This is a genomic window from Bradyrhizobium sp. SOJA106, from assembly GCF_059448745.1.
Genome location: NZ_CM182549.1, coordinates 5,487,456 through 5,505,714, shown reverse-complemented (window position 1 = coordinate 5,505,714; position 18,259 = coordinate 5,487,456). Strand labels below are relative to the sequence as shown.

21 protein-coding genes and 1 tRNA gene are annotated in these 18,259 nt (G+C 64.5%); 11 read left to right on the top strand and 11 right to left on the bottom strand.

The window, feature by feature from the left end; all coding sequences use genetic code 11:
- Window positions 1-34: 34 nt before the first annotated feature.
- Together AC5V87_RS25920 and AC5V87_RS25915 are read right to left on the bottom strand one after the other, a co-directional pair.
- A complete protein-coding gene (locus tag AC5V87_RS25920) occupies window positions 35-1,552 on the bottom strand; it encodes a hypothetical protein (RefSeq protein ID WP_495368110.1) in 1,518 nt (505 codons plus the stop codon).
- A 222-nt stretch (window positions 1,553-1,774) separates the two neighbouring features.
- A tRNA-Leu gene (locus AC5V87_RS25915) sits at window positions 1,775-1,863 on the bottom strand.
- Window positions 1,864-2,036: 173 nt separating this feature from the next.
- On the opposite strand from AC5V87_RS25915, the gene AC5V87_RS25910 reads away from it, so the two are divergent.
- Complete coding sequence (locus AC5V87_RS25910) at window positions 2,037-2,459, top strand: twin-arginine translocation pathway signal (RefSeq protein WP_495368109.1); 423 nt, start codon at window positions 2,037-2,039, stop codon at window positions 2,457-2,459.
- Window positions 2,460-2,478: 19 nt separating this feature from the next.
- Here AC5V87_RS25910 and AC5V87_RS25905 read toward each other — a convergent pair whose 3' ends face one another.
- Complete coding sequence (locus tag AC5V87_RS25905) at window positions 2,479-3,681, bottom strand: FAD-dependent monooxygenase (protein ID WP_495368108.1); 1,203 nt, start codon at window positions 3,679-3,681, stop codon at window positions 2,479-2,481.
- A 19-nt stretch (window positions 3,682-3,700) separates the two neighbouring features.
- The gene (locus AC5V87_RS25900) at window positions 3,701-3,946 is read right to left on the bottom strand and encodes a zinc-finger domain-containing protein (protein WP_456837758.1); all 246 of its coding nucleotides are present in this window, start codon (window positions 3,944-3,946) and stop codon (window positions 3,701-3,703) included.
- Between the two features lie 307 nt (window positions 3,947-4,253).
- On the opposite strand from AC5V87_RS25900, the gene AC5V87_RS25895 reads away from it, so the two are divergent.
- From AC5V87_RS25895 to AC5V87_RS25885, 3 genes are all read left to right on the top strand, one after another.
- Complete coding sequence (locus AC5V87_RS25895; protein ID WP_495368107.1) at window positions 4,254-5,390, top strand: hypothetical protein; 1,137 nt, start codon at window positions 4,254-4,256, stop codon at window positions 5,388-5,390.
- A gap of 116 nt (window positions 5,391-5,506) precedes the next feature.
- Window positions 5,507-6,262: an alpha/beta fold hydrolase gene (locus AC5V87_RS25890; RefSeq protein WP_495368106.1), complete on the top strand. Its 756-nt coding sequence runs from the start codon at window positions 5,507-5,509 to the stop codon at window positions 6,260-6,262.
- A 703-nt stretch (window positions 6,263-6,965) separates the two neighbouring features.
- A complete protein-coding gene (locus AC5V87_RS25885) occupies window positions 6,966-7,697 on the top strand; it encodes a Crp/Fnr family transcriptional regulator (RefSeq protein ID WP_495368105.1) in 732 nt (243 codons plus the stop codon).
- Window positions 7,698-7,841: 144 nt separating this feature from the next.
- Here the strand turns inward: AC5V87_RS25885 and AC5V87_RS25880 are convergent, their stop codons facing one another.
- Together AC5V87_RS25880 and AC5V87_RS25875 are read right to left on the bottom strand one after the other, a co-directional pair.
- A complete protein-coding gene (locus AC5V87_RS25880; protein ID WP_495368104.1) occupies window positions 7,842-8,267 on the bottom strand; it encodes a hypothetical protein in 426 nt (141 codons plus the stop codon).
- A gap of 302 nt (window positions 8,268-8,569) precedes the next feature.
- Window positions 8,570-9,505: a LysR family transcriptional regulator gene (locus AC5V87_RS25875; protein WP_495368103.1), complete on the bottom strand. Its 936-nt coding sequence runs from the start codon at window positions 9,503-9,505 to the stop codon at window positions 8,570-8,572.
- Between the two features lie 108 nt (window positions 9,506-9,613).
- On the opposite strand from AC5V87_RS25875, the gene AC5V87_RS25870 reads away from it, so the two are divergent.
- A complete protein-coding gene (locus AC5V87_RS25870) occupies window positions 9,614-10,027 on the top strand; it encodes a hypothetical protein (RefSeq protein ID WP_495368102.1) in 414 nt (137 codons plus the stop codon).
- 266 nt (window positions 10,028-10,293) lie between these two features.
- On the opposite strand, the gene AC5V87_RS25865 is transcribed toward AC5V87_RS25870, so the two are convergent.
- Window positions 10,294-11,658, bottom strand: coding sequence for a hypothetical protein (locus AC5V87_RS25865; RefSeq protein WP_495368101.1), 1,365 nt, complete (start codon window positions 11,656-11,658; stop codon window positions 10,294-10,296).
- A gap of 289 nt (window positions 11,659-11,947) precedes the next feature.
- On the opposite strand from AC5V87_RS25865, the gene cysE reads away from it, so the two are divergent.
- Both cysE and AC5V87_RS25855 read left to right on the top strand, forming a co-directional pair.
- Window positions 11,948-12,772 (top strand): serine O-acetyltransferase, encoded by an 825-nt coding sequence (gene cysE / locus AC5V87_RS25860; protein WP_456837766.1) that lies wholly within the window; start codon window positions 11,948-11,950, stop codon window positions 12,770-12,772.
- A 120-nt stretch (window positions 12,773-12,892) separates the two neighbouring features.
- Window positions 12,893-13,111, top strand: a complete 219-nt coding sequence (locus AC5V87_RS25855; RefSeq protein ID WP_007602550.1) for a DUF3126 family protein — start codon at window positions 12,893-12,895, stop codon at window positions 13,109-13,111.
- Between the two features lie 491 nt (window positions 13,112-13,602).
- On the opposite strand, the gene AC5V87_RS25850 is transcribed toward AC5V87_RS25855, so the two are convergent.
- Window positions 13,603-14,310, bottom strand: a complete 708-nt coding sequence (locus AC5V87_RS25850; protein ID WP_495368100.1) for a hypothetical protein — start codon at window positions 14,308-14,310, stop codon at window positions 13,603-13,605.
- Between the two features lie 219 nt (window positions 14,311-14,529).
- Here AC5V87_RS25850 and AC5V87_RS25845 point away from each other — a divergent pair, with 219 nt between their 5' ends.
- Complete coding sequence (locus tag AC5V87_RS25845; protein ID WP_456837768.1) at window positions 14,530-14,859, top strand: DUF6949 family protein; 330 nt, start codon at window positions 14,530-14,532, stop codon at window positions 14,857-14,859.
- An 84-nt stretch (window positions 14,860-14,943) separates the two neighbouring features.
- A complete protein-coding gene (locus AC5V87_RS25840; protein ID WP_456837769.1) occupies window positions 14,944-15,474 on the top strand; it encodes a gamma carbonic anhydrase family protein in 531 nt (176 codons plus the stop codon).
- Here the strand turns inward: AC5V87_RS25840 and AC5V87_RS25835 are convergent.
- A complete protein-coding gene (locus AC5V87_RS25835; RefSeq protein ID WP_495368099.1) occupies window positions 15,471-15,635 on the bottom strand; it encodes a hypothetical protein in 165 nt (54 codons plus the stop codon). The genes AC5V87_RS25840 and AC5V87_RS25835 overlap by 4 nt on opposite strands.
- A 141-nt stretch (window positions 15,636-15,776) precedes the next feature.
- Here AC5V87_RS25835 and AC5V87_RS25830 point away from each other — a divergent pair, with 141 nt between their 5' ends.
- Together AC5V87_RS25830 and AC5V87_RS25825 are read left to right on the top strand one after the other, a co-directional pair.
- Window positions 15,777-16,097, top strand: coding sequence for a hypothetical protein (locus tag AC5V87_RS25830; protein ID WP_495368098.1), 321 nt, complete (start codon window positions 15,777-15,779; stop codon window positions 16,095-16,097).
- 103 nt (window positions 16,098-16,200) lie between these two features.
- On the top strand, window positions 16,201-16,596 hold the full coding sequence (locus AC5V87_RS25825; RefSeq protein WP_495368097.1) for a hypothetical protein: 396 nt from the start codon (window positions 16,201-16,203) through the stop codon (window positions 16,594-16,596).
- Between the two features lie 184 nt (window positions 16,597-16,780).
- Here AC5V87_RS25825 and AC5V87_RS25820 read toward each other — a convergent pair whose 3' ends face one another.
- Window positions 16,781-17,275, bottom strand: coding sequence for a hypothetical protein (locus tag AC5V87_RS25820; RefSeq protein WP_495368096.1), 495 nt, complete (start codon window positions 17,273-17,275; stop codon window positions 16,781-16,783).
- A gap of 250 nt (window positions 17,276-17,525) precedes the next feature.
- Window positions 17,526-18,257, bottom strand: coding sequence for an aspartate/glutamate racemase family protein (locus AC5V87_RS25815; protein WP_495368095.1), 732 nt, complete (start codon window positions 18,255-18,257; stop codon window positions 17,526-17,528).
- Window positions 18,258-18,259 lie beyond the last annotated feature (2 nt).

Here is an 18,259-nt window from a genome sequence, read left to right as displayed (position 1 = left end):
TGAGCGTCACCGCGTTCGCGACGACGCGCACCGCCTATTTGGATCCCTCGCGCGCGGCGCTCTGCGGCCTCGTGTAGAAGCTCACATAGACGCCGGTGTAGTCTTCCTTCCAGCCTCTCTCGCCAACGAGGAATTGCCGCAATTGCTCATGTCCTCTGAGCCAGAGCACGGCGTCGATCTTGTACTTGCGGATCAAACTGTCCCAGGCAGCCGGGTCGATCTCCCACCGGACCAGCTTGCGATAATCATACAGCAGCTCGTCCGGATAGGCGGTCGCCGCGCGGCCGTCCACGAACAATGGCACCGCGCCGTGGGTCCGGAAGATCAGGAGCCCGCCGAAATTCCAGTGGTTCAGCACATGCGCATGCGAGGCATGTGCCCTGAGATAATTGGCATCCTCCTCCGACAGCATGTCGGGCAATGCCAGCGCCGGTCTCACGTGCATGAAGGTGAGCGGCAGCAGCAGGACGCCGATCGCGCCTGCCGTCAGCATCGCGCGCCGGACTTCGAGGCCCGACAGGCGCTGCGGCAACAGGCGGTCGATATGAAGCGCCATCGGCACGCTGGCGAAGATGAAGAAGAATGCGGCATATCTGAACTGATGCAGACCCAGAAACAGGAACAGCCACGCAAGCAGGCGTGCCTCCAGCGGAACGCCCGTCGTGTTGCGGTAGCAGATCTCGAGCGCGACGAACGTCAGGGCATAGGCGATGCCGGGAATGCTGCCCGGTATCTGCATGTTGAACCAATAGGAGCGCCATTCGCCGATATCGGCCTGGACGAAATGACCGAGCGTCGCCGTCACGCCCTCGTAGACATGCCATCCCAGCGGGTTGACGAAGATCGCAGCGAAACATCCGGCGCCTGCGAGGACATAGTTCCGGAAGTTCGCCCAGTCCCGCCGGAGCAGGGCGACGCCGCAGAACACGCCGATGATGGGAAAAGCCAGCATGAAGCCGCCATGGAGGTTGACCCAAAGCACCATCATCGGCGGCAGCAGGAACCATCGGCGCCGTCGCAGGCATTCGGCGTAGAAGATGACCGCGAACAGCATGGTCGCGATGTTCGGCGAGGCCGCCACATAGATGTTCGGCACGGCCTCGTAGCAGGGATAGAGCAGGCAGGCGGCGAACACCGCGATAGAGACCGCGGGGGCCGATGCGCCGCTGCTCAAGCCGCAGAGGGCGAGATATGCCGCGATGATCACGCCTGAGGCGACGACCATCAGGACGATGCCGGCAAAGCCGGCGTGCTGATACAGCACGCTGGCAACGACGTCCCAGAGCCACGACAGATTGTACCAGCGCTTGTTGCCGAGCGTGAACGCCCAGGGATCCTGAAACGGAATCTCGCCGCCCTGGCGGATCAGGTCGCCGGCGGCAAGGTGCCAGCCGAGATCATAATGGCCGAGCAGCAGCGGCCCGTTCGACAGGTAGAACACGCCGAGAAAGGCGATCAGGAAGATGTAGACCTCGAGCCCGGGCAGGCGCTGTCCGGACGCCGCAGGCGCACCGCCAATCCCGGATCGGGACCAATTTTCGCGCGCGTCCATGGGAGCTCTCACCAACGATGCCAGCCGCGCCAGGCCTCTTCCTGGGTCTGCATCGACAGGCAGGCATCGTCCGCTTTAGGCGACGACGGCCTAAGGCGGGGTAAAGGCGGGGCGCACAGCGCGCGTTCCGGACCGAGAAGGGCGTGTTGGTGAATGGATGGTTGCGCGGGTGCCGCGACGTTGCCGTCTCTCTTTCGCGGCAGTCTACGCCTTCAGCTCTGCTGGTGCGGGCAGCCGGGGTCGAACCGGCACAGCGCTTGCGCACCGAGGGATTTTAAGTCCCTTGCGTCTACCAATTCCGCCATGCCCGCTTGATCCAACGAGATCAAACACTTAAGTCCACCTCCGGCGGTCTGGAATCGGCACTTGCGCAGCCGGAGGGCCGGTTCTTCCTTAAGCGAGCCGGGCGCACAAGGCAAAGCCTCAATCCGGACATCTGTTGCTGCTTTAGGCAATCTCAATCCACGGGGACTATTCATCCGGCATGGCTGCTTCGTTTTCCCACCGCCTGCGCTGCTGCGGCGCGCTTGTGCTGCTCGCGGCGAGCGCCGCGTTGTCCGGCTGCGCCGGCATGAGCGAGACGGTCGCGCCGGCCTTTGCCGATCCCGGCAAGTACGAATTGTATGATTGCAAGCAGCTCGAGACCGAGCGGAAGGCGCTTGCTGTCCGTACCGCCGATTTGCAGAGGCTGATGGACAAGGCGGAGACGGGGGCGGGAGGCGCCGTCGTGTCCGAGCTCGCCTATCGCAACGACTACGTCGCTGTGCGCGGCTCGGCGCAGCTCGCCGACGAGGCCTGGCGCCGCAACAGATGCCGGGAGACGCCGCCGAATGCGCCGCCGCAAGTCACGACGCCGCAGCCGCCGGTCATCAAGCCCGCCCCGAAGCCTGGCAGCGCCGCCCGCTGAGCCCGCGCAAGCGAGCGCATCAGGGCCGCCAGCCGTAGATCCAGTCCTGCCGCGCCAGCATGCGCTCCGGGCCGAGCGCGCGGATGGCAATATCGCGCGCGAGCGCAAGCGGCCCACCCAGATGGTAGATGCGGCCCTGCTGCCGCGCGGTCCGCTGCACCCGCCGCACGCGCGCCTCGCGCGCGCGGCCATATTGCTTCAGCGCGGCGGTGATACCGGCCGCGCTCTCGGCAGCTTCCGGACTGAGATGTTGCGCCAGCACGGCGGCATCCTCGATCGCCATGCCGGCGCCTTGGGCTGCGAACGGCAGCATCGCATGCACGGCATCGCCGAGCAGCGCGACCGGACCCTTGCTCCAGGGGCAGCCGTCGGGCACGCCAAACAGCGCCCATTTGCGCCAGCTGTCGACCGCGGCGAGCATCATCCGCGCGGACGGCGGCCAGCGCGGCGCGCCGAAGGCGTCCATCACCTCGATGGAATCGCCGGGCGTGCTCCAGCCCGGCCTGTTCCAGGTGCCCGGCAGCACCGCGACCACGTTGATCTGGCGTCCGCCCGTGATCGGGTAGGCGACGAGATGGGCATTCCGGCCCATCCAGAGCTGCACCCGGCGGGCGGTGTAGTCCTTTGGCAGCTGCGTGGCGTCCAGCGTGCCGCGCCAGGCGATCAGGCCGGAGAAGCGCGGCTGCACCTCGGGGAACAGATGCTGGCGTACAGTCGACCAGATGCCGTCGGCGCCGATCAGCGCGCTGGCGGGATCGCTGCGGCGGATCGTGCCGCTGCGATGGACCACGGTCAGCCCCTTGGCGTGCGGCGCGACGTCCTCGAATGTCGCACCCAATTTCAGGTCGATGTCAGGATGATCGGCCACAGCGCCGGCGAGCGCCGATTGCAGATCGGCCCGGTGCACCACCCAATAGGGGGCGCCGGCGCGCGCGGACGCTGCTTCACCGAGCGGCATGCGCAAGAGCTCGCCGCCGGCGCGCGCGCTCATGATCGAGACCGCCTCCGGTGTCACGGCGCGCAGCTTGAGGCGCTCGGTGAGGCCGAGCTCGACCAGCACGCGGCTGGCATTGGGGGAGAGTTGCAGGCCGGCGCCGACTTCCTCGAGCCGCTCGGTCTTTTCCAGCACGACGATGCGGAAGCCGCGGGCTGCGAGTGCCAGCGCGGCCGTCAGTCCACCGATTCCGGCACCGGCGATGACAATCGTTCGGGAGAGCGCCACCCCTGACCGATGGGAACGGTCAGGCCACCTTGTCCTTCAAGACGCATTCCGGCGGGCGGGCTTCGCCCGCCTTCAGGTCCGCCGCGAAGCGGTACAGCGTCGAGCAGTAGGGGCAGATGATCTCGTTGTCGTTGCCGAGATCCAGGAAGACGTGCGGATGGTCGAACGGAGGATTAGCGCCCACGCACATGAACTCTGGCGAGCCGATCTCGATGACCGGAACACCGGCATCGTTATGGAAGTGCGGGACGACATGGTCGGACATCGTAGTTCATCCTGGAGTGGCAATGGCGGCAGACACAATCAAGAACTGACGCGGCATCTTTAAGGCGCCGCGGACCATAATGGTGGGTGCTGATGATTGCTAGTCCAGCGGAACCGAAAGGTTCGCAATGCCCCATGCTCATTTGCTCATGCAAATTCGACACAATCTTGCGGCCTGAGAGAAGCCCTTCTTTCGTCGGGGACGTTGTGTCGCAATTTTGGCATACTATGTCTGTGGCAAGCGCAGGTTGCGACGAAAGACGAACCATCAGGCGCGAGACGATTTTCAGGACGTCCAGGCTTTCCGCATGAAGTGGCTGCGAATCACCACAGCGTTGACCGGGATCGCGGCATGCGGGTTCATGCTCGTGCAGGTCGCGCCGCATGCCCGCGAGGCCGGTGCGATTCTCACCGCCCAGGATGATCCAGCCGCGCTCTCCGAGCTCAAGCTCGATGCGCTGCTCCGGCAGAACGACCACCTGGTTCAGGACAATATCGAGGCCGCGCTCGCCGCCGGCGATGCCGATCTCGCCGACAGTTTCGTTGCGCTCGCGCGTGACCGCAACGTCGCGCTGCCCGACGACCTCATCAATCGCGTGAGCGATGCGGTCAAGGCCGAGAACTCCACTTCGCATTTCGCCAAACGGTTTGCCGCGGGCCTCGTCACCGGCAACGCCGACGATGTCGCGAGCCTGTCCGGAACCATCGCCGGCGATCTCTTCGTGATCGGCGACATCAGGGATGTCGTGCGCGAGGGCAAGCATCTGGCGATGGGCGAGGACACCGACCGTCTGGTGCTGGGCCTTGCGACCGCGGGTCTTGCGGTGACGGCCGTGACCTACGTCTCAGTTGGCGGTGCCGCGCCGGTTCGCGCCGGGCTCACGCTGGTGAAGGATGCGCGCAAGGTCGGGCGGCTCGGCGAAGGGCTTGCTGCATGGGCCGGCCGGTCCGCACGCGAGGTGGTCGATGCGCCGATGCTCCAGAATGCCGTTGCCAAGGGTTCGGTGTTCCGCCCCGGCGAGACCGTCAGCGCGATCAAGGCTGCATTCCGGGCCGAGAAGGCCGGCGCGCTGGTCCGGCTCGGCAAGGACGTCACGCGCGTTGCCGAGAAGACCGGCACGCGCGGCGCCCTGGACAGCTTGCGGATCGCGGAAGGCCCCAAGGACGTCGCGCGCGCGGCGCGGCTTGCGGAAGCGCAGGGCAGCAAGACCCGCGCGATCATGAAGCTGCTCGGCCGCGGCGCGTTGCTGCTGGTCGGCGGCGCGTTCGATCTGGCGCTCTGGCTGCTCAGTGCGGCGCTGACGCTGTTCGGCCTGCTGTCCTCGATCAAGGCGACCACCGAGCGCCTCACGCAGGCGTGGTGCAATCGCAGACGGGCGCGGCGCCTCCGCCATGCCCAGATCGCAGCCCAGGCTGCTCTGGCGAACACGGCCGTCACGGCCTGAAGTCTAACGCGTTTCAGGCTATTCTTTGAGCATGATCTTGCCGGAAAGCCGCTGCACACTTTTCCGGATCATGCTCTAAGATCACCCTCTCCCCCTCAAGATTTGCGGAACTGATGATGCCGAGCTTTCACAACGGCGCCGTTGAAATTGCCTATCTCGACGAAGGCGAGGGCGATCCGATCATCCTCGTGCACGGCTTTGCCTCCAGCAAGAACGTGAACTGGGTCTATCCGACCTGGGTCTCGGAGCTGCGCAAGAACGGCCGCCGCGTGATCGCGCTCGACAATCGCGGCCACGGCGAGAGCGCAAAGCTCTACGAGCCCGCGCAATATTCGATTCCCGTGATGGCCGGCGACGTGCTCGCGCTGATGGACCATCTCGCCATCCCGCAGGCCGACATCATGGGCTATTCGATGGGTGGGCGCATGACGGCCTGGCTCGCCCTCAACGAGCCGCAGCGCCTGCGCTCGGCGATCCTCGGCGGCATCGGCATCGGCGGCCTGATCGAAGGCACCGGCCCCGGCGAGAACGTCGCCAAAGCACTGGAAGCGCCTTCGCTCGATGACGTCAGCGATCCCGTCGGCCGCACCTTTCGTGCATTCGCAGACCAGACCCGCTCCGACCACCGTGCGCTCGCGGCCTGCCTGCGCGGGACGCGCGAGTTGATGACGAGACAGGAGGCCGCACGCATCGACGTGCCCGTGCTGATCGCCGTCGGTTCGACCGACGATGTCGCCGGCTCCGCCAGCGCGCTCGGGGCCATCATCCCCGGCTCGGAAGTGCTCGATATTCCGGGCCGCGACCACATGCGCGCGGTCGGCGACAAGGTCTACAAGACCGGCGTGCTGGACTTCCTGTCACGGCGGGGATGACGTGACGTTGGCTGAGGCGATCGGGTCCTTGCCCTATTATCCTGAAATGTCCCAAGGCAGAGCTATCCATTTCCTTCGGGGCGACCGTCAACGCCTTCATGCGCAGATATCTGCAGTCCGCTAAGGGCGCTGATGAGACGAGACGTCGACTCGAAGCTGCCAGGAACGTCGGCATAGGGGCCATAACCGGAAGCCAGCTAAATCTGTTACCTCTTGGCGATCAGAACGCCATTGTGTCAGCGCGGGGAACGGCCAGTCCAGCACCCCAGCACTGTTCACGGCCCGAGCGTCCCTAGCGAACGGGCCGGTCCAAGTATGACAATGGCGTGACAGGCGACATGCGCCAAAGGCTGACTGACCCTCATATTCCACATGAGTGGAACCAAAAATCGATGCTAGGCATGGCGGGTGGAGAAGAGCACCTTTTGCAGCTTTCGAGCTGCAACTGCATCGATACTGCCGTTTGCACTGACTCTCTTCCCTTACTCGCCTCGCTCATGTCGCAGGCAAGCCCCCAAAATTGATCCGTTCGTGTCTATGAGGACTCAAACTTGAGCCGACGTACAGTTGGAATGTCCGAGTTTGTGAGTGAGTTGGATCTCAGCGCGAGTAGCGAAAGCAGATCCAAACATATGTTAAGGCCGCCGTTCCGCGCCGCCCGGAATGAAGAAGGCGGAGGATCCCTCACCGCGGGTCATCTCCAGTGACGCATCCGGACGGAATGCGTAACTGCCTTCTGGCAACACTGCCGGCATCGGATCTCGATCTGTTGCGGCCCGCGCTGGAGACGGTCGCGCTCGATCAGGATGCGATCCTTGCGCGAGCGGGGGACGAGATCGACTATGTCTTCTTCCCTCGCAGCGGCGCCGTCTCGCTGATGATCGACATGGCGGACGGGGAGACGGTCGACACCGCTGTAGTAGGGCGCGAGGGCGCACTTGGCCTTCTTTCGATGTTCGGACCGTCACCTTCGGCCACTACCGCGGTCGTTCGTGCAGCGGGTACCGCCTCGCGAATCCGCGCGTCGCGATTTCACGCCGCTTTCAACCGGAGCCCTGCGATCCGGCACGCGGTCAAGATTCACGCCACAGCGATGCTGATGAAGTTTCAGCTCGGCATGGCCTGCAGTGCACTGCATCCGGTCAAAGCTCGCATGGCTTGCTGGCTACTCCAGTTTTGCGACCGCATCGGCCACGACGTTCTTCCGCTCACCCAGGAGGCACTGTCGCAAATGCTCGGTGTGCGACGACCGACGGTGACGCTCCTGATGCGCGAGCTGCGCGCATCAGGAGCGATCAAATCTGATCGACGAGGCCAAATCGAGATCGACCGGTTGCGGCTCGAGGCCGCGGCGTGCGAATGCCACGGCACTATGCGTCTCGGATACGAGAAGATCTTCGCGATGAATACGGCCCGACCTGGCTGTGCCGGATGAAGGGCATATACGCTGAAGGGAAGCGCGCATCACAGTAAATCCAGTTGCCCATCTCGCAGAAGGGCCAATAGGCGAAGTCGCAGCTTGGCCAGATATGAAAGAGGCCACCAACCGAGGCGGCCTCGGTTCGCAGAGTTCCTGATGCTAACTGCGCCTAGCTTGCTCGGCGGCGCGGCGAGCGTCGATCGCGTCGAGGACGGCGAGTTGTGCCTGTTCAACTGAGGCTATGGCGTAATCGATCGCGAAACCGGCGTCTTCTTCCAGAAGCGTTGCGCGCTCCTCGGCAAGGTTGGCTTTGATATCATGCTTTGCCTGGAGCGCGTACGCCTTCAAGGTGTTCACGTCCGCGGTGATTTTTGCTTGCAGCGCTTGCCTGTCTCTGCCGGCAGACTCGCCGACCGCATTGATTTGCTGGCTCACCTTTTCGACTGCCATCTTTGCAGCCGAAAGCGCCTCTGCCTTCCGCGCTTCGATCTTGTCACGTGCTTCCTTTTGTGCGGCAGCAAAGGCTGTTTCGGTATTTTTTGCGTGCACCGACAATTCGGCGAGTTGTTCAGAAAGTGGCTTCATTTGCTCCTCCTTCAGGTAAACGCCTCCCGAACCGGCTCGCAAGTAACGCGCTCTGGTGCGAGCCATGTTGATCTGGGTCAACTTTCTCGGGAAGAGCAAGTAGGCGGCCGCGCGGAACAATGTCTCAATTGGATCACAAGCGGGCGTCAGCTTATCTGTGGAGCGGCGTCCGGCTTCCCTCAGACAGCAGACGTCGCGATGGCTCTCGTGGTGCAGCTTGAGGCCAAGAGAGGTCTTCGCCTCTAATCCCTGGGACCTGGAGCTCGGTTTCTTGGCGACCAAATTCCGGTGACGCCGTTGCTTCACGCTGCCTCGTCGCTGAACGCGGCGGGAAGCGTTTTGAGGAACGACATGACGCGCTGTGTGCGCAGGGGCGGGCGGCGGTCGGAGGTGCGCAGCATCCATAGCGATTCCCCGGACACGCGCCAGGGCGCGAGCACTTCGACCAGCCGGCCGGTGCGGAGGTCTTCGTTGACGAGCCACGCCGGCCCCCAGCCGACCCCAAACCCATCGGCGATCAAAGCGAGCGAAGCGTGCGCGTCGTCGCAAATGTGCTTGGGCTTGGGCGTGACGCGAATGGGTGCTTTGCCGCGCGGGTCGGCGAAGCGCCAGGTCAGGATCTGACCGGTCGCGGGATTCCGGAAGCCGACGTGGTCGTGCGTGGAAAGCTCGTCAGGAGTCGCCGGCGCGCCGCGCGCGCTCAAATAGGCCGGCGAGGCACAAGCGATCCATGAGAAGGTGCAAAGCCGCCGCGCCTGATGGCCGGGCGCGCGGTCGAGGGGCCCTGAGCGGATCGCGACGTCGACGCCTTCCGCCGCGAGATCGAGAATCTCGTTGCGGAATTTGACCTCGATCTCGATTTCCGGCCGTTCCCGCAGGAAGGCGGGCAGTCGCGGCAGGATGCAGGCGCGCGCGAACGAGGCGGGGGCGGTCACGCGCACCCGTCCGCCATCGTCGCGCGCGACTTCGCCGAGCGCGGATTGGACACGGGCGAGACTTTCGGCCAACGCGCGTCCCGCCGCCATCAGCCTGTCGCCCTCTTCGGTCAGCGCCAACGAATGGGTGGAGCGATGCAACAGCCGTAAGCCGCGAGCCTTTTCGAAGCGGGCCACCGCCTTGGACATCGCCGAGGTGGTCGTCCCCGCCCGCCGCGCGGCTTCGGCGAAGGAGCCCGCCTCGACGACGCGGACGAAGGCGAGGAGACGCGAGACGTCGGGAGGTAAAGTCGTTGTGGACATGCGGTCCACATAATCATGGCTAACCGGTCACTACAAGAACTCCTCCCGAGCGGCTAGACAGGGAGCGTCAGCGCGCATTCTGCGGCGCTGGAAAACGCGGGAAGTCCCATGAACTTCGTCGAAATCACCCTGCAAGCCCTTGACGCCGCCGAGCGCGCGATTCCACCCGGCCAGCCGGTTTATATGCTCAATCTGCTGCGCTACCGCGCGTATGCGCGGTACGAGGACGGCTTCGACGCCGCGCCCTGCTCGGGCCGTGAAGCCCTTCATGAACGCTATAGGCCTGCATTCCGGCGTCTTGCGGCCGGTAAGCCGCTCGTGCGGATGTTTTCCGGGCCGGTCCTAACGAGCCTCGTCGGCTCGCCAGGCGAACGCTGGGACGAAGCGGCGATCAATGAATACGGCGATTTCGCCACCTTCCGCTCGATCGTCGACACCGAGGCTTACCGTCGCGAAGTTGCCCCGCATCGGCACGCGGCGCTCGAGGATTTCCGGCTGTTCGCGCTCGTCAAAGCTATGTGAACGCATTGACCCGACGGCCTCTGTTCGTCTCGGGTGAACCAAGTTCTGGGAGCCGTGTGCCGCGCGCAACCGCTACGTCTCGCCCTGTTTCATCATGGCGAGGCGCACATTGAGCGGACGCCGATCGGTGCTTCATCCCATCGTCCGAGCATGGCTTGCTCCATCCAGATGAGATTGTCACGCCGCCACCAGCGGCATTGAAAACCATTTCGCTCGAGCTGCGTGAAAACGATCGCTGCTCGGACGAAACGAATCGCGATGGCTCTTCATCCTTCGTTGCGCGTAGGCTCCTCGCCAAAACGCCGCGCCGCGGCCATCAGCACCACGAACGTCGCGACCCACACCATCCGCGCGCCGTAGCGGTCGTGCGGGCCCGAGACCACGCCGCAGATGAAGGCGTTGCCGAGCAGCGCCAGCGTCACGGTCGCGGCCAGCAGCGTCAGATCGTCGAGCCGGCGGTTTGCGAGCGCATGCGCGAGCAGCGCGACCAGCGTCAGCATCGAGACCAGCGCGACGGGGACATGCAGCCAGTTCACGTAGTCGAAGTTGAGGCCCCAGTTCTGCTGGCGCGCCGCGCGCATCTGCCCAACCTGTGCCGGGATGTAGCGCTCGATGACGCCCCATGTGTGCGCGAGCCAGACACTGGCGCCTTCGCCGGTCCCCACGTGCAGCAATTGCTGGCCCATCGCTCGGAGCGCTGCGCCGGCCTGCCAGGCAGGATAATCGGCCAGCGAATGCACCACGATGGTCCCCATCTCGTCATTCATGCCTTCGAAGCGGCCGAGCGTGTTGAACATGCTCCTGCCCCACAGGAACTCGTCGGCGCTCGCCGGCAGCTCGTGGCGATACGGACAGAGCTTGAAGCGTTCGCGCGGGCAGTGATCGCTGAGAAAGCGTGCGACAATGCCGTCCTGCATCATGCGGCCGAAGGCGACGCCATAGCCGCCAGGCGTCCAGGTCCATTTGCCCGATAGCGCGTAATTCGCCGACACCAGCATCACGCCGCCCGCGACGATGGTGAGGCTCGCCTGCGCTAATCCGGCAAGCGGCAGGCGAGACTTAAGAGACGGCCGCGCCATCCAGCCGGCGGCGCAGAGTCCGAGCAGCACGCCGAACGTCGCGCTGTGAGTCGCGGCGGCGAAGGCGGTGAAGACGAACAGCGAGATTTTTTCGAGCGCCGAGGTCCGGTGTCCGCCGACGACCAGGAGGAACAGCGACAGCACCGACAATCCGGCAAAGATGTCCGTGAGCAGCATGCTGGCGAGCCAGGGCAGGGCGGTCGACAGGATCAGGAGCAGACTGATCGCGACGAAGCGGAAGGTCTGCATCATCGAGAGCACGCGCAGGGTGAGCTGAAGCAGCCACAGCGTTGCCAATGACTGGATCGCGAGGTTGATCCAGAAGCTGAAGCTCTCGCCATAGTGCAGGTAGAGGCCGAACACGGTGGAGCGGCTGGGGACGAGATAGCCCTCGTACCAGCGCGCCAGATAGCCACCGGTATCCCACTGCAACAGCGGGTAGCCGTTCCAGAACGCCGGCGCGATCATCAGGAGGGGCAGGGTCGCCGCCGCCAGCCGCAGCCAAAACGTATCAGCGGCGCGCGCGCGCAATTGGTCGGTGGTGATGCTCAAGATTGCTCCGTCGTCCCCGGGGACCATGCCCGCAATAACCGTCGAGGCGGAATTCACCAATAGTTTGACGCCGCCCGGCTTGAATTTGGCCAAACCCTGACCATTTTGAGCCGACCTTGCCGCTTGGGGGCGTCAAAAGAAACCGTTTGGTTTCAATACTTTGGCATGTTTTCGCGGGGCAAGGCGCTGTTCACTCTCAGGCAAGCCCGTCAGGACTTTGTCGCCTAGACTGTGTTATAGAGCCAACTAAACCAGCCCATTCGAAAGAGCAGATCCCAGAGAGAAAATCATGGCAGTGCATCAGGTCAATCCGGGAGGAAAGCTCGCATCGCTCGATCCGATTTGGGACCGGATTCGGAGCGAGGCGGAGGACATCGTCCATCGCGAGCCCGAGCTTGCAACCTTCATCTATTCGACGGTGCTGCATCACAGCCGCCTCGAGGATTCGGTGATCCATCGTCTCGCCGACCGGCTCGATCACTCCGCACTTTCGGGCGATCTGGTGCGTCAGACCTATGACGAGGCGCTGCGCGACGATCCCGATCTCGGCAACGCTTTCCGTGCCGATCTCGTCGCCGTCTACGACCGCGATCCCGCCACCTCGCGCTTCATCGATCCCTTGCTCTACTTCAAGGGCTTTCACGCCATTCAGACCCATCGCCTGGCGCACTGGCTCTATCTGAAGGGGCGCAAGGACTTTGCCTATTATCTCCAGAGCCGGTCGTCGGCGGTGTTCCAGACCGATATCAATCCGGCCGCGCGCATCGGCCGCGGCATCTTCCTCGACCACGCCACCGGCTTCGTCTGCGGCGAGACCGCTGTGATCGAGGACGACGTCTCGATCCTGCACGGCGTCACGCTCGGCGGCACCGGCAAGGAGAATGAGGACCGTCATCCGAAGATTCGTCACGGCGTGTTGATCGGCGCCGGCGCGAAGATTCTCGGCAACATCGAGATCGGCCATTGTGCGCGCATCGCCGCCGGCTCGGTCGTGGTCAAGCCGGTGCCGCACAACGTCACGGTCGCGGGCGTGCCGGCGAAGATCGTCGGCGAAGCCGGCTGCGCCGAGCCGTCGCGCACGATGGACCAGATGATCAACGCGATGGGGCTTTGAGCGCACACAAGCGCCGGATTGTCCGGCGCTTGTCGTCCCCAAATTCTTTGGCAATTCATGCTGGCGGTTCGTCGCGTCACGTCTTAAAACCCGCCGACAAATTTCGATCGGAGACTTGCCGTGGACGTCAAAGAAGTCAGAAAGTTAGATGCGTATCTGAAGCGCGTATTCGGCAATCCCAAGATTCGCGTCGTGCCGCGGCCGAAGAAGGATGACAGCGCCGAGGTCTATATCGGCGAGGAGTTCATCGGCGTTCTCTTCGTCGACGACGAGGACGACGATCGCTCGTTCCAGTTCCAGATGGCGATCCTCGAGGACGACCTCGTCGATCAGGAATAGTTGTTGTTACGCCGTCGTTGCGAGCGAAGCGGAGCCTTCGCTGCGCTCGCATTGAAGCCGCGCGGCGACTGCCCAGCATTCTCTCGTGTCCCGGACGCACGGCAACGCCCCATAGCGCGTCGAACGCGCTTACGGCGTTGCAGGGCAGAGCCGGGACGCAGAATCCACACGGCGCATCTCTGCAACATGGGCCCCGGCTCAGCAGCGCACCGTCGAAGAGACGCTGCGCTGCGTCCGGGGCACGCAGGCGCGCTCCCTCCACATTCTCATTGCGAGCCAGGCAGGAGAGGTGTTGCCGCGTCGTTCACGTCGATCGCCCATACTGACATCATGCCGCTGTTTTGCCCGACGGGTCAAGCGTGACTTCGAAAAAGGCGAATTTTTGAAAACGCGAAGCCGTCACAGGCCGCTTGGCTACTGTGCATGGGGTTGTTTTCGATTTTTGTTTGGAAAGCTCCGGGTTCGTCCCGCGGGTGAGGCAGAGAGGGCGCTCAGCTCTTCGGTCCGCGCAACTGCGCCGTCAGCTTCTCCATCGCCTCGGCCACCTCGCGCCATTGCGACAGCCAGCTTCGCGGAAAGCGGAAGGTGAGGTCGGCGCCGCCGACGCGGCGCTCGGAGAGGCACATGCCCGGGGTCGCCGCATCGCGGGTGCAGCGCGCGGTCAGCGCCGGGCTTGCGGCAGTATACAGGTCCTCGCTGCCGTAAGGCGTCTCAGCGCGGAACATCCGTATCGTCAGCCCGTCCTCCGGCTGGGTTGCGGCCTGGTCGAGATAGCGTGGATAGATCGTGCTGGTGCGCTGCTCGGGCGAGAGCGCCTCGTGGTGGGCCGCGATCGACAGGAAGATGCGGTCGATCGATTGCAACGCCACGTCCACGGTGTCGGCGGTCACGTGCTTCGGCGCGCCGGGCGGCTCCAGCGAGGGATAGAGGAAGTCGAGATCGATGCGCTCCTGCGGCCCGGTGTGCCGCTGGATCTTCATGCGGATCGCCGCCGCCGGCAGGTTGAACAGCGTGCCCCCGACGCTCACCGGCAGCTTGTCCGGCGCGTTGGCGCCGCCCGTGCCCCAGGTCGGCCACAGCAGATAGGCCACCAGCGCGACCGCGCACGCCGCTGCAGTGCCGCCGAGCATGATCGGGACGACATGTGCCCGGGGGCGCGTCCGGGGGGACCTGAGGGAAGCTGCCGAAAACATCGTCATGGGTTGCGCGAGCCGGAGGTCGGCCGCTGGCCGACGAATCAGCGGCGAATATGCCATGCGGCGATGATTTCGCGCAGCGCTCCCCGCCTGCGGGGAGCGGGGAGGGCCCTGCGCCGGCGAGCCGGCGGCGTTAACCTTCTCTTAAGGATAATGTAGCGTTAACCAGCACTTTTTGTCACAGGAAGGCTGCTCGCGTTTGCGTAAGGGCGGACTGTTCCGATGACACCAGAAGCTCTCAATACCTTCTTCTCGATCTGCATCGGTTTCGCGCTCGCCGGCGCGCTCGTGAACGGATATCAGGCCGCCACGCAGCGGCCCGCCGGGTTCGGCCTGTTGCAGGCCGGCGTGGCGCCGAAGACCTTCGCGGCGGTGCCGTTCCTGGTGTTCGCGGCGCCCTTCATCATCATGCGCAACACGCTGCGCGGCATGCGGCTGGAAAGCCGCCGCCTGGAATTCGTGATGATGGCGACGCTCATCGCCGCCTTCTGGAGCATGATGAGCGGCACCTTCTTCCTGATGACGCTGCGCGCGGCCGGCGTGCTGGTCTGACGCCGTTCCGCAGGGCCGCGCGGCGGCCCTTTGCCTCTTCGCCGTCGTTTCGCTATGCCAGTGTCAACCTGACAGGAGACCTCCATGGCGATCTACGAGCTCGATGGGCAGGCGCCCGATCTTCCCGCCGACGGCAATTATTTCATCGCAGAGACCGCGACCGTGATCGGCCGCGTGCGCCTGAAGGCGGGCGCCAGCGTCTGGTTCGGCGCGGTGCTGCGCGGCGACAATGAGTGGATCGAGATCGGCGAGGGCGCCAACGTCCAGGACGGCTCGACCTGTCACACCGATCTCGGTTTTCCGCTTGTCATCGGCAAGAACTGCACCGTCGGCCACAACGTCATCCTGCACGGCTGCACGATCGAGGAGGGCGCGCTGATCGGCATGGGCTCGATCGTGATGAACGGCGCGAAGATCGGCCGCAACAGCATCGTCGGCGCCGGCTCGGTCATCACTGAGGGCAAGGAATTTCCCGAGCGCTCGCTGATCATCGGCTCGCCCGCGCGCGTGATCCGCACGCTCGATGACGCCCAGGTCCAGAAGATGGGAAGCGCGGCGAGGTTCTATGTCGCCAACGGTCCGCGCTTCAAGAAAGGCCTGAAGCGGATCGGCTAGCTGCCTTCGGACTCGCGGGCCTCCATGGCGCTTGCGACTTTCTCGTGCCCCGCCGACCACAGCGCATGCTCGTCGCTGCCGTCTGAGTAAGGATTGGCTTCAGGCGGAATGTTCTCGCGCGCGGCGCGTTCGCCTTCTGCAAAAGGGTCGCGATCGGTCATCGTGACTTTGCCTTCCCATTATTCCGGGATGCGGTGATCAGCTTGCGCATGGGCGCGCCTGTCTGTTCAAGCTGATGAGACCTCATTTGTTCCGGAACCGGTCTTTGCCGGGCTGGTTGATCAGCCAAAGGAGCGTGCCTGATGGCCAGATTGCCAACCGCTACAATGAAGACCTTGATCGTGATCCTCAGTCTCGCGGCGATGCCGGCTGCATCGTTCGCGCAAGCAACCGGCGGCACAGGATCTACCGGATCGTCCGGATCAACCGGATCGGCCGGCGGTGTCGCCAATTCGCCAGCACCTCCGCCCGGCACCAATAGTTTAGGTACGGCTCAATCGTCGGGTCGCGGCACCGGAGCTGCCACCGGCTCCGATAACGGTGGAGGCGCCGCCGACGCCACTGTCAATTCAGAGAACCGGATGCTCGACAAGAAGCTCAAGAGCATCTGCCGCGGCTGCTGATGCTCGCGCGGAAGTGAGACAGTGTGGCTGTCGGGAATGCCCAAGCGACGGTAGCTTGATCCTGCTTTGAAGCGTGGAGCGTGTCCACGCGGAGGATCGAGTGATGTTACGCAAGATGATCATGGCGGGGCTGGCCGTCGCGGCAGTCGGACTGTGGGCGCCGCAGGCAGCTCAAGCTGCGGGCGGTTTCGGACATGGTGGCGGATTCCACGCCGGCGGCTGGCATGGCGGTGGCGGCTGGCACGGTGGTGGCGGCTGGGGCCATGGCGGCCACTGGCATGGCGGCGGCTTCTGGCCCGGCGTTGCTCTCGGGGCAGGCCTTGCCGGCGCCGGCCTTTACGGCGGCTATTATGGCTACGGCTACCCTTATTATTACGGCGACCCCTATTATTATGGGACCGGCTACGACGACGGTGGTTATGGTGGCTGCTACGTCGTGCGCAAGCGGGTGATGACGCCTGCGGGATGGCGATACCGCCGCGTCGATATTTGCGAATAGCCGGCCGGCCGGCCGAACCCACAAAAGAACAAGGCCGTTGACGCAGTATACCGTCAACGACCTTGCCAGCCCCGGATATTGAAATCGGCTCACGCCATCCGGTGACGGCGAGCATGGCGTGGAATCACACGCGGGAATGTGATCCAGTTCACAAGTGCCGAAAATAAAGTCGGGTCGCGGTTAATCAGCCGCGCGAGCGTTTGCGGGCGCTGGCGTGCACGCGGTGCCGTGCCGGTTTCCGGCGGGTAACCGAGGGCGTCTCCGCCTCTGTCGCCCGCGCGCTGGCGAAGGACTGCCGCAAGCCGTCGATCGATTCGTTCAGCGTTGCGACCTGCTCGGAGAGGCGCTTGGTGTCCGACTGCTGCGCCGCCATCAGCCGCTTCATCGTCTGGAGTTGGTCCTGCACCACCTGGAGCTGGTCGATCGATTCCTGCTGAGTGGCCTCCAGCCCCTTGGTCTTCTCGACCAGCTGCTCGGAGGCCTGGGCCGTGCGGGCCTGGAGCTGCCGCGACGTCACCACCCGGTCCCTCTCGGGAGCTGCGCCGGTATAGGCGCGCCAGATCGCGACCGAGGTCACGCCGGCAATCAGCAGCAGAAGGGCGGCGGCGGTCAGCACGATAGGCTGTGCGCCGAGACGAAGGAGGGGGGTGGACGATGTGTCCTCGGCGAGATCGATCATCGCTGACAAAACCCAAATTGAAACTTGGTCATTGGCGAAGACCGGCAACCCGAGAACGCAGACCGGGGGGCGGCCGGGAGGTCCCGAAAACGTTACGTTTCCGGAAGGAATGGGACCAAAAAGAGGCCGTGAGCCGGAAAACGTAACTATGCCAAGCCCCGGCGGCCTTCCGGAACCGGGATCGGCGGGCAAAAAACGGCTCTTAGCACGGGGTGGCCCGAAAATAGTGTGCCGGTCGGCCGGCCAAGGCTCACGGCTGGAACGGCGCGAACGGGCCGGAATAGGTCTTCGATCGCGGCGCGGCGTAGGGCCCGAGCCGCGACGTTTTCAGCCCGAGCCGCACCAATCCTTCTGCCAACGTCACCGCCGCGGCGACGCCGTCGACCACAGGCAAGCCGTGGGTGGCGGCGAGTTCAGCGGCGAGATCGGCCATGCCGGCACAGCCGAGCACGATGGCTTCGGCACGATCGTCGCGGATCGCGGCGGTGATCTCCGCGGAGATTTTTCCAAGTGCATCACCGTTGCGCTCCTCGAGCGCGAGCACCGGCACCTCGGCGGCGCGGACCCGGGCGCAGCGCTCGGCGAGGCCGTATTTCCGCAAGTTGTGCTCGATCGGCACGATGGAGACACCGAGCGTCGTCACCACGGCAAAGCGCGCCGCGATCAGGCTCGTCATGTGGAAGCCGGCTTCGCCGATGCCGATCACCGGCGCTTTCGCGGCCGCGCGCGCGGCATCCAAGCCGGTGTCATCGAAGCAGGCGATGATGTGCGCATCCGCGCCATCGCGGTCGGCCTCGCGGATGCAGCCGAGCATGCCCGGTACTGCGAAGGCTTCGTCATAAAAGCCTTCGATCGAGGCCGGACCCATCGTCGGTTGGCGCGCATCGATCACGGTGCCGGGCAGCGCCACGCTGCGCGCCGCAGCAGCGATCTTCGCAGTCATCGACGCCGTGGTGTTGGGATTGACGATGTGCAGCCGCATCG

Bases quoted from the DNA above. Each gene is read 5' to 3' on its own strand.
- AC5V87_RS25835 (WP_495368099.1), bottom strand. From the start codon at position 15,635: ATGACCGATCGCGACCCTTTTGCAGAAGGCGAACGCGCCGCGCGCGAG.
- AC5V87_RS25850 (WP_495368100.1), bottom strand. From the start codon at position 14,310: ATGACGATGTTTTCGGCAGCTTCCCTCAGGTCCCCCCGGACGCGCCCC.
- AC5V87_RS25845 (WP_456837768.1), top strand. From the start codon at position 14,530: ATGACACCAGAAGCTCTCAATACCTTCTTCTCGATCTGCATCGGTTTC.
- AC5V87_RS25815 (WP_495368095.1), bottom strand. From the start codon at position 18,257: ATGCGGCTGCACATCGTCAATCCCAACACCACGGCGTCGATGACTGCG.
- AC5V87_RS25825 (WP_495368097.1), top strand. From the start codon at position 16,201: ATGTTACGCAAGATGATCATGGCGGGGCTGGCCGTCGCGGCAGTCGGA.
- AC5V87_RS25870 (WP_495368102.1), top strand. From the start codon at position 9,614: ATGAACTTCGTCGAAATCACCCTGCAAGCCCTTGACGCCGCCGAGCGC.
- AC5V87_RS25895 (WP_495368107.1), top strand. From the start codon at position 4,254: ATGAAGTGGCTGCGAATCACCACAGCGTTGACCGGGATCGCGGCATGC.
- AC5V87_RS25830 (WP_495368098.1), top strand. From the start codon at position 15,777: ATGGCCAGATTGCCAACCGCTACAATGAAGACCTTGATCGTGATCCTC.
- AC5V87_RS25875 (WP_495368103.1), bottom strand. From the start codon at position 9,505: ATGTCCACAACGACTTTACCTCCCGACGTCTCGCGTCTCCTCGCCTTC.
- AC5V87_RS25840 (WP_456837769.1), top strand. From the start codon at position 14,944: ATGGCGATCTACGAGCTCGATGGGCAGGCGCCCGATCTTCCCGCCGAC.
- AC5V87_RS25820 (WP_495368096.1), bottom strand. From the start codon at position 17,275: ATGATCGATCTCGCCGAGGACACATCGTCCACCCCCCTCCTTCGTCTC.
- AC5V87_RS25890 (WP_495368106.1), top strand. From the start codon at position 5,507: ATGCCGAGCTTTCACAACGGCGCCGTTGAAATTGCCTATCTCGACGAA.
- AC5V87_RS25900 (WP_456837758.1), bottom strand. From the start codon at position 3,946: ATGTCCGACCATGTCGTCCCGCACTTCCATAACGATGCCGGTGTTCCG.
- AC5V87_RS25880 (WP_495368104.1), bottom strand. From the start codon at position 8,267: ATGAAGCCACTTTCTGAACAACTCGCCGAATTGTCGGTGCACGCAAAA.
- cysE (WP_456837766.1), top strand. From the start codon at position 11,948: ATGGCAGTGCATCAGGTCAATCCGGGAGGAAAGCTCGCATCGCTCGAT.
- AC5V87_RS25910 (WP_495368109.1), top strand. From the start codon at position 2,037: ATGGCTGCTTCGTTTTCCCACCGCCTGCGCTGCTGCGGCGCGCTTGTG.
- AC5V87_RS25920 (WP_495368110.1), bottom strand. From the start codon at position 1,552: ATGGACGCGCGCGAAAATTGGTCCCGATCCGGGATTGGCGGTGCGCCT.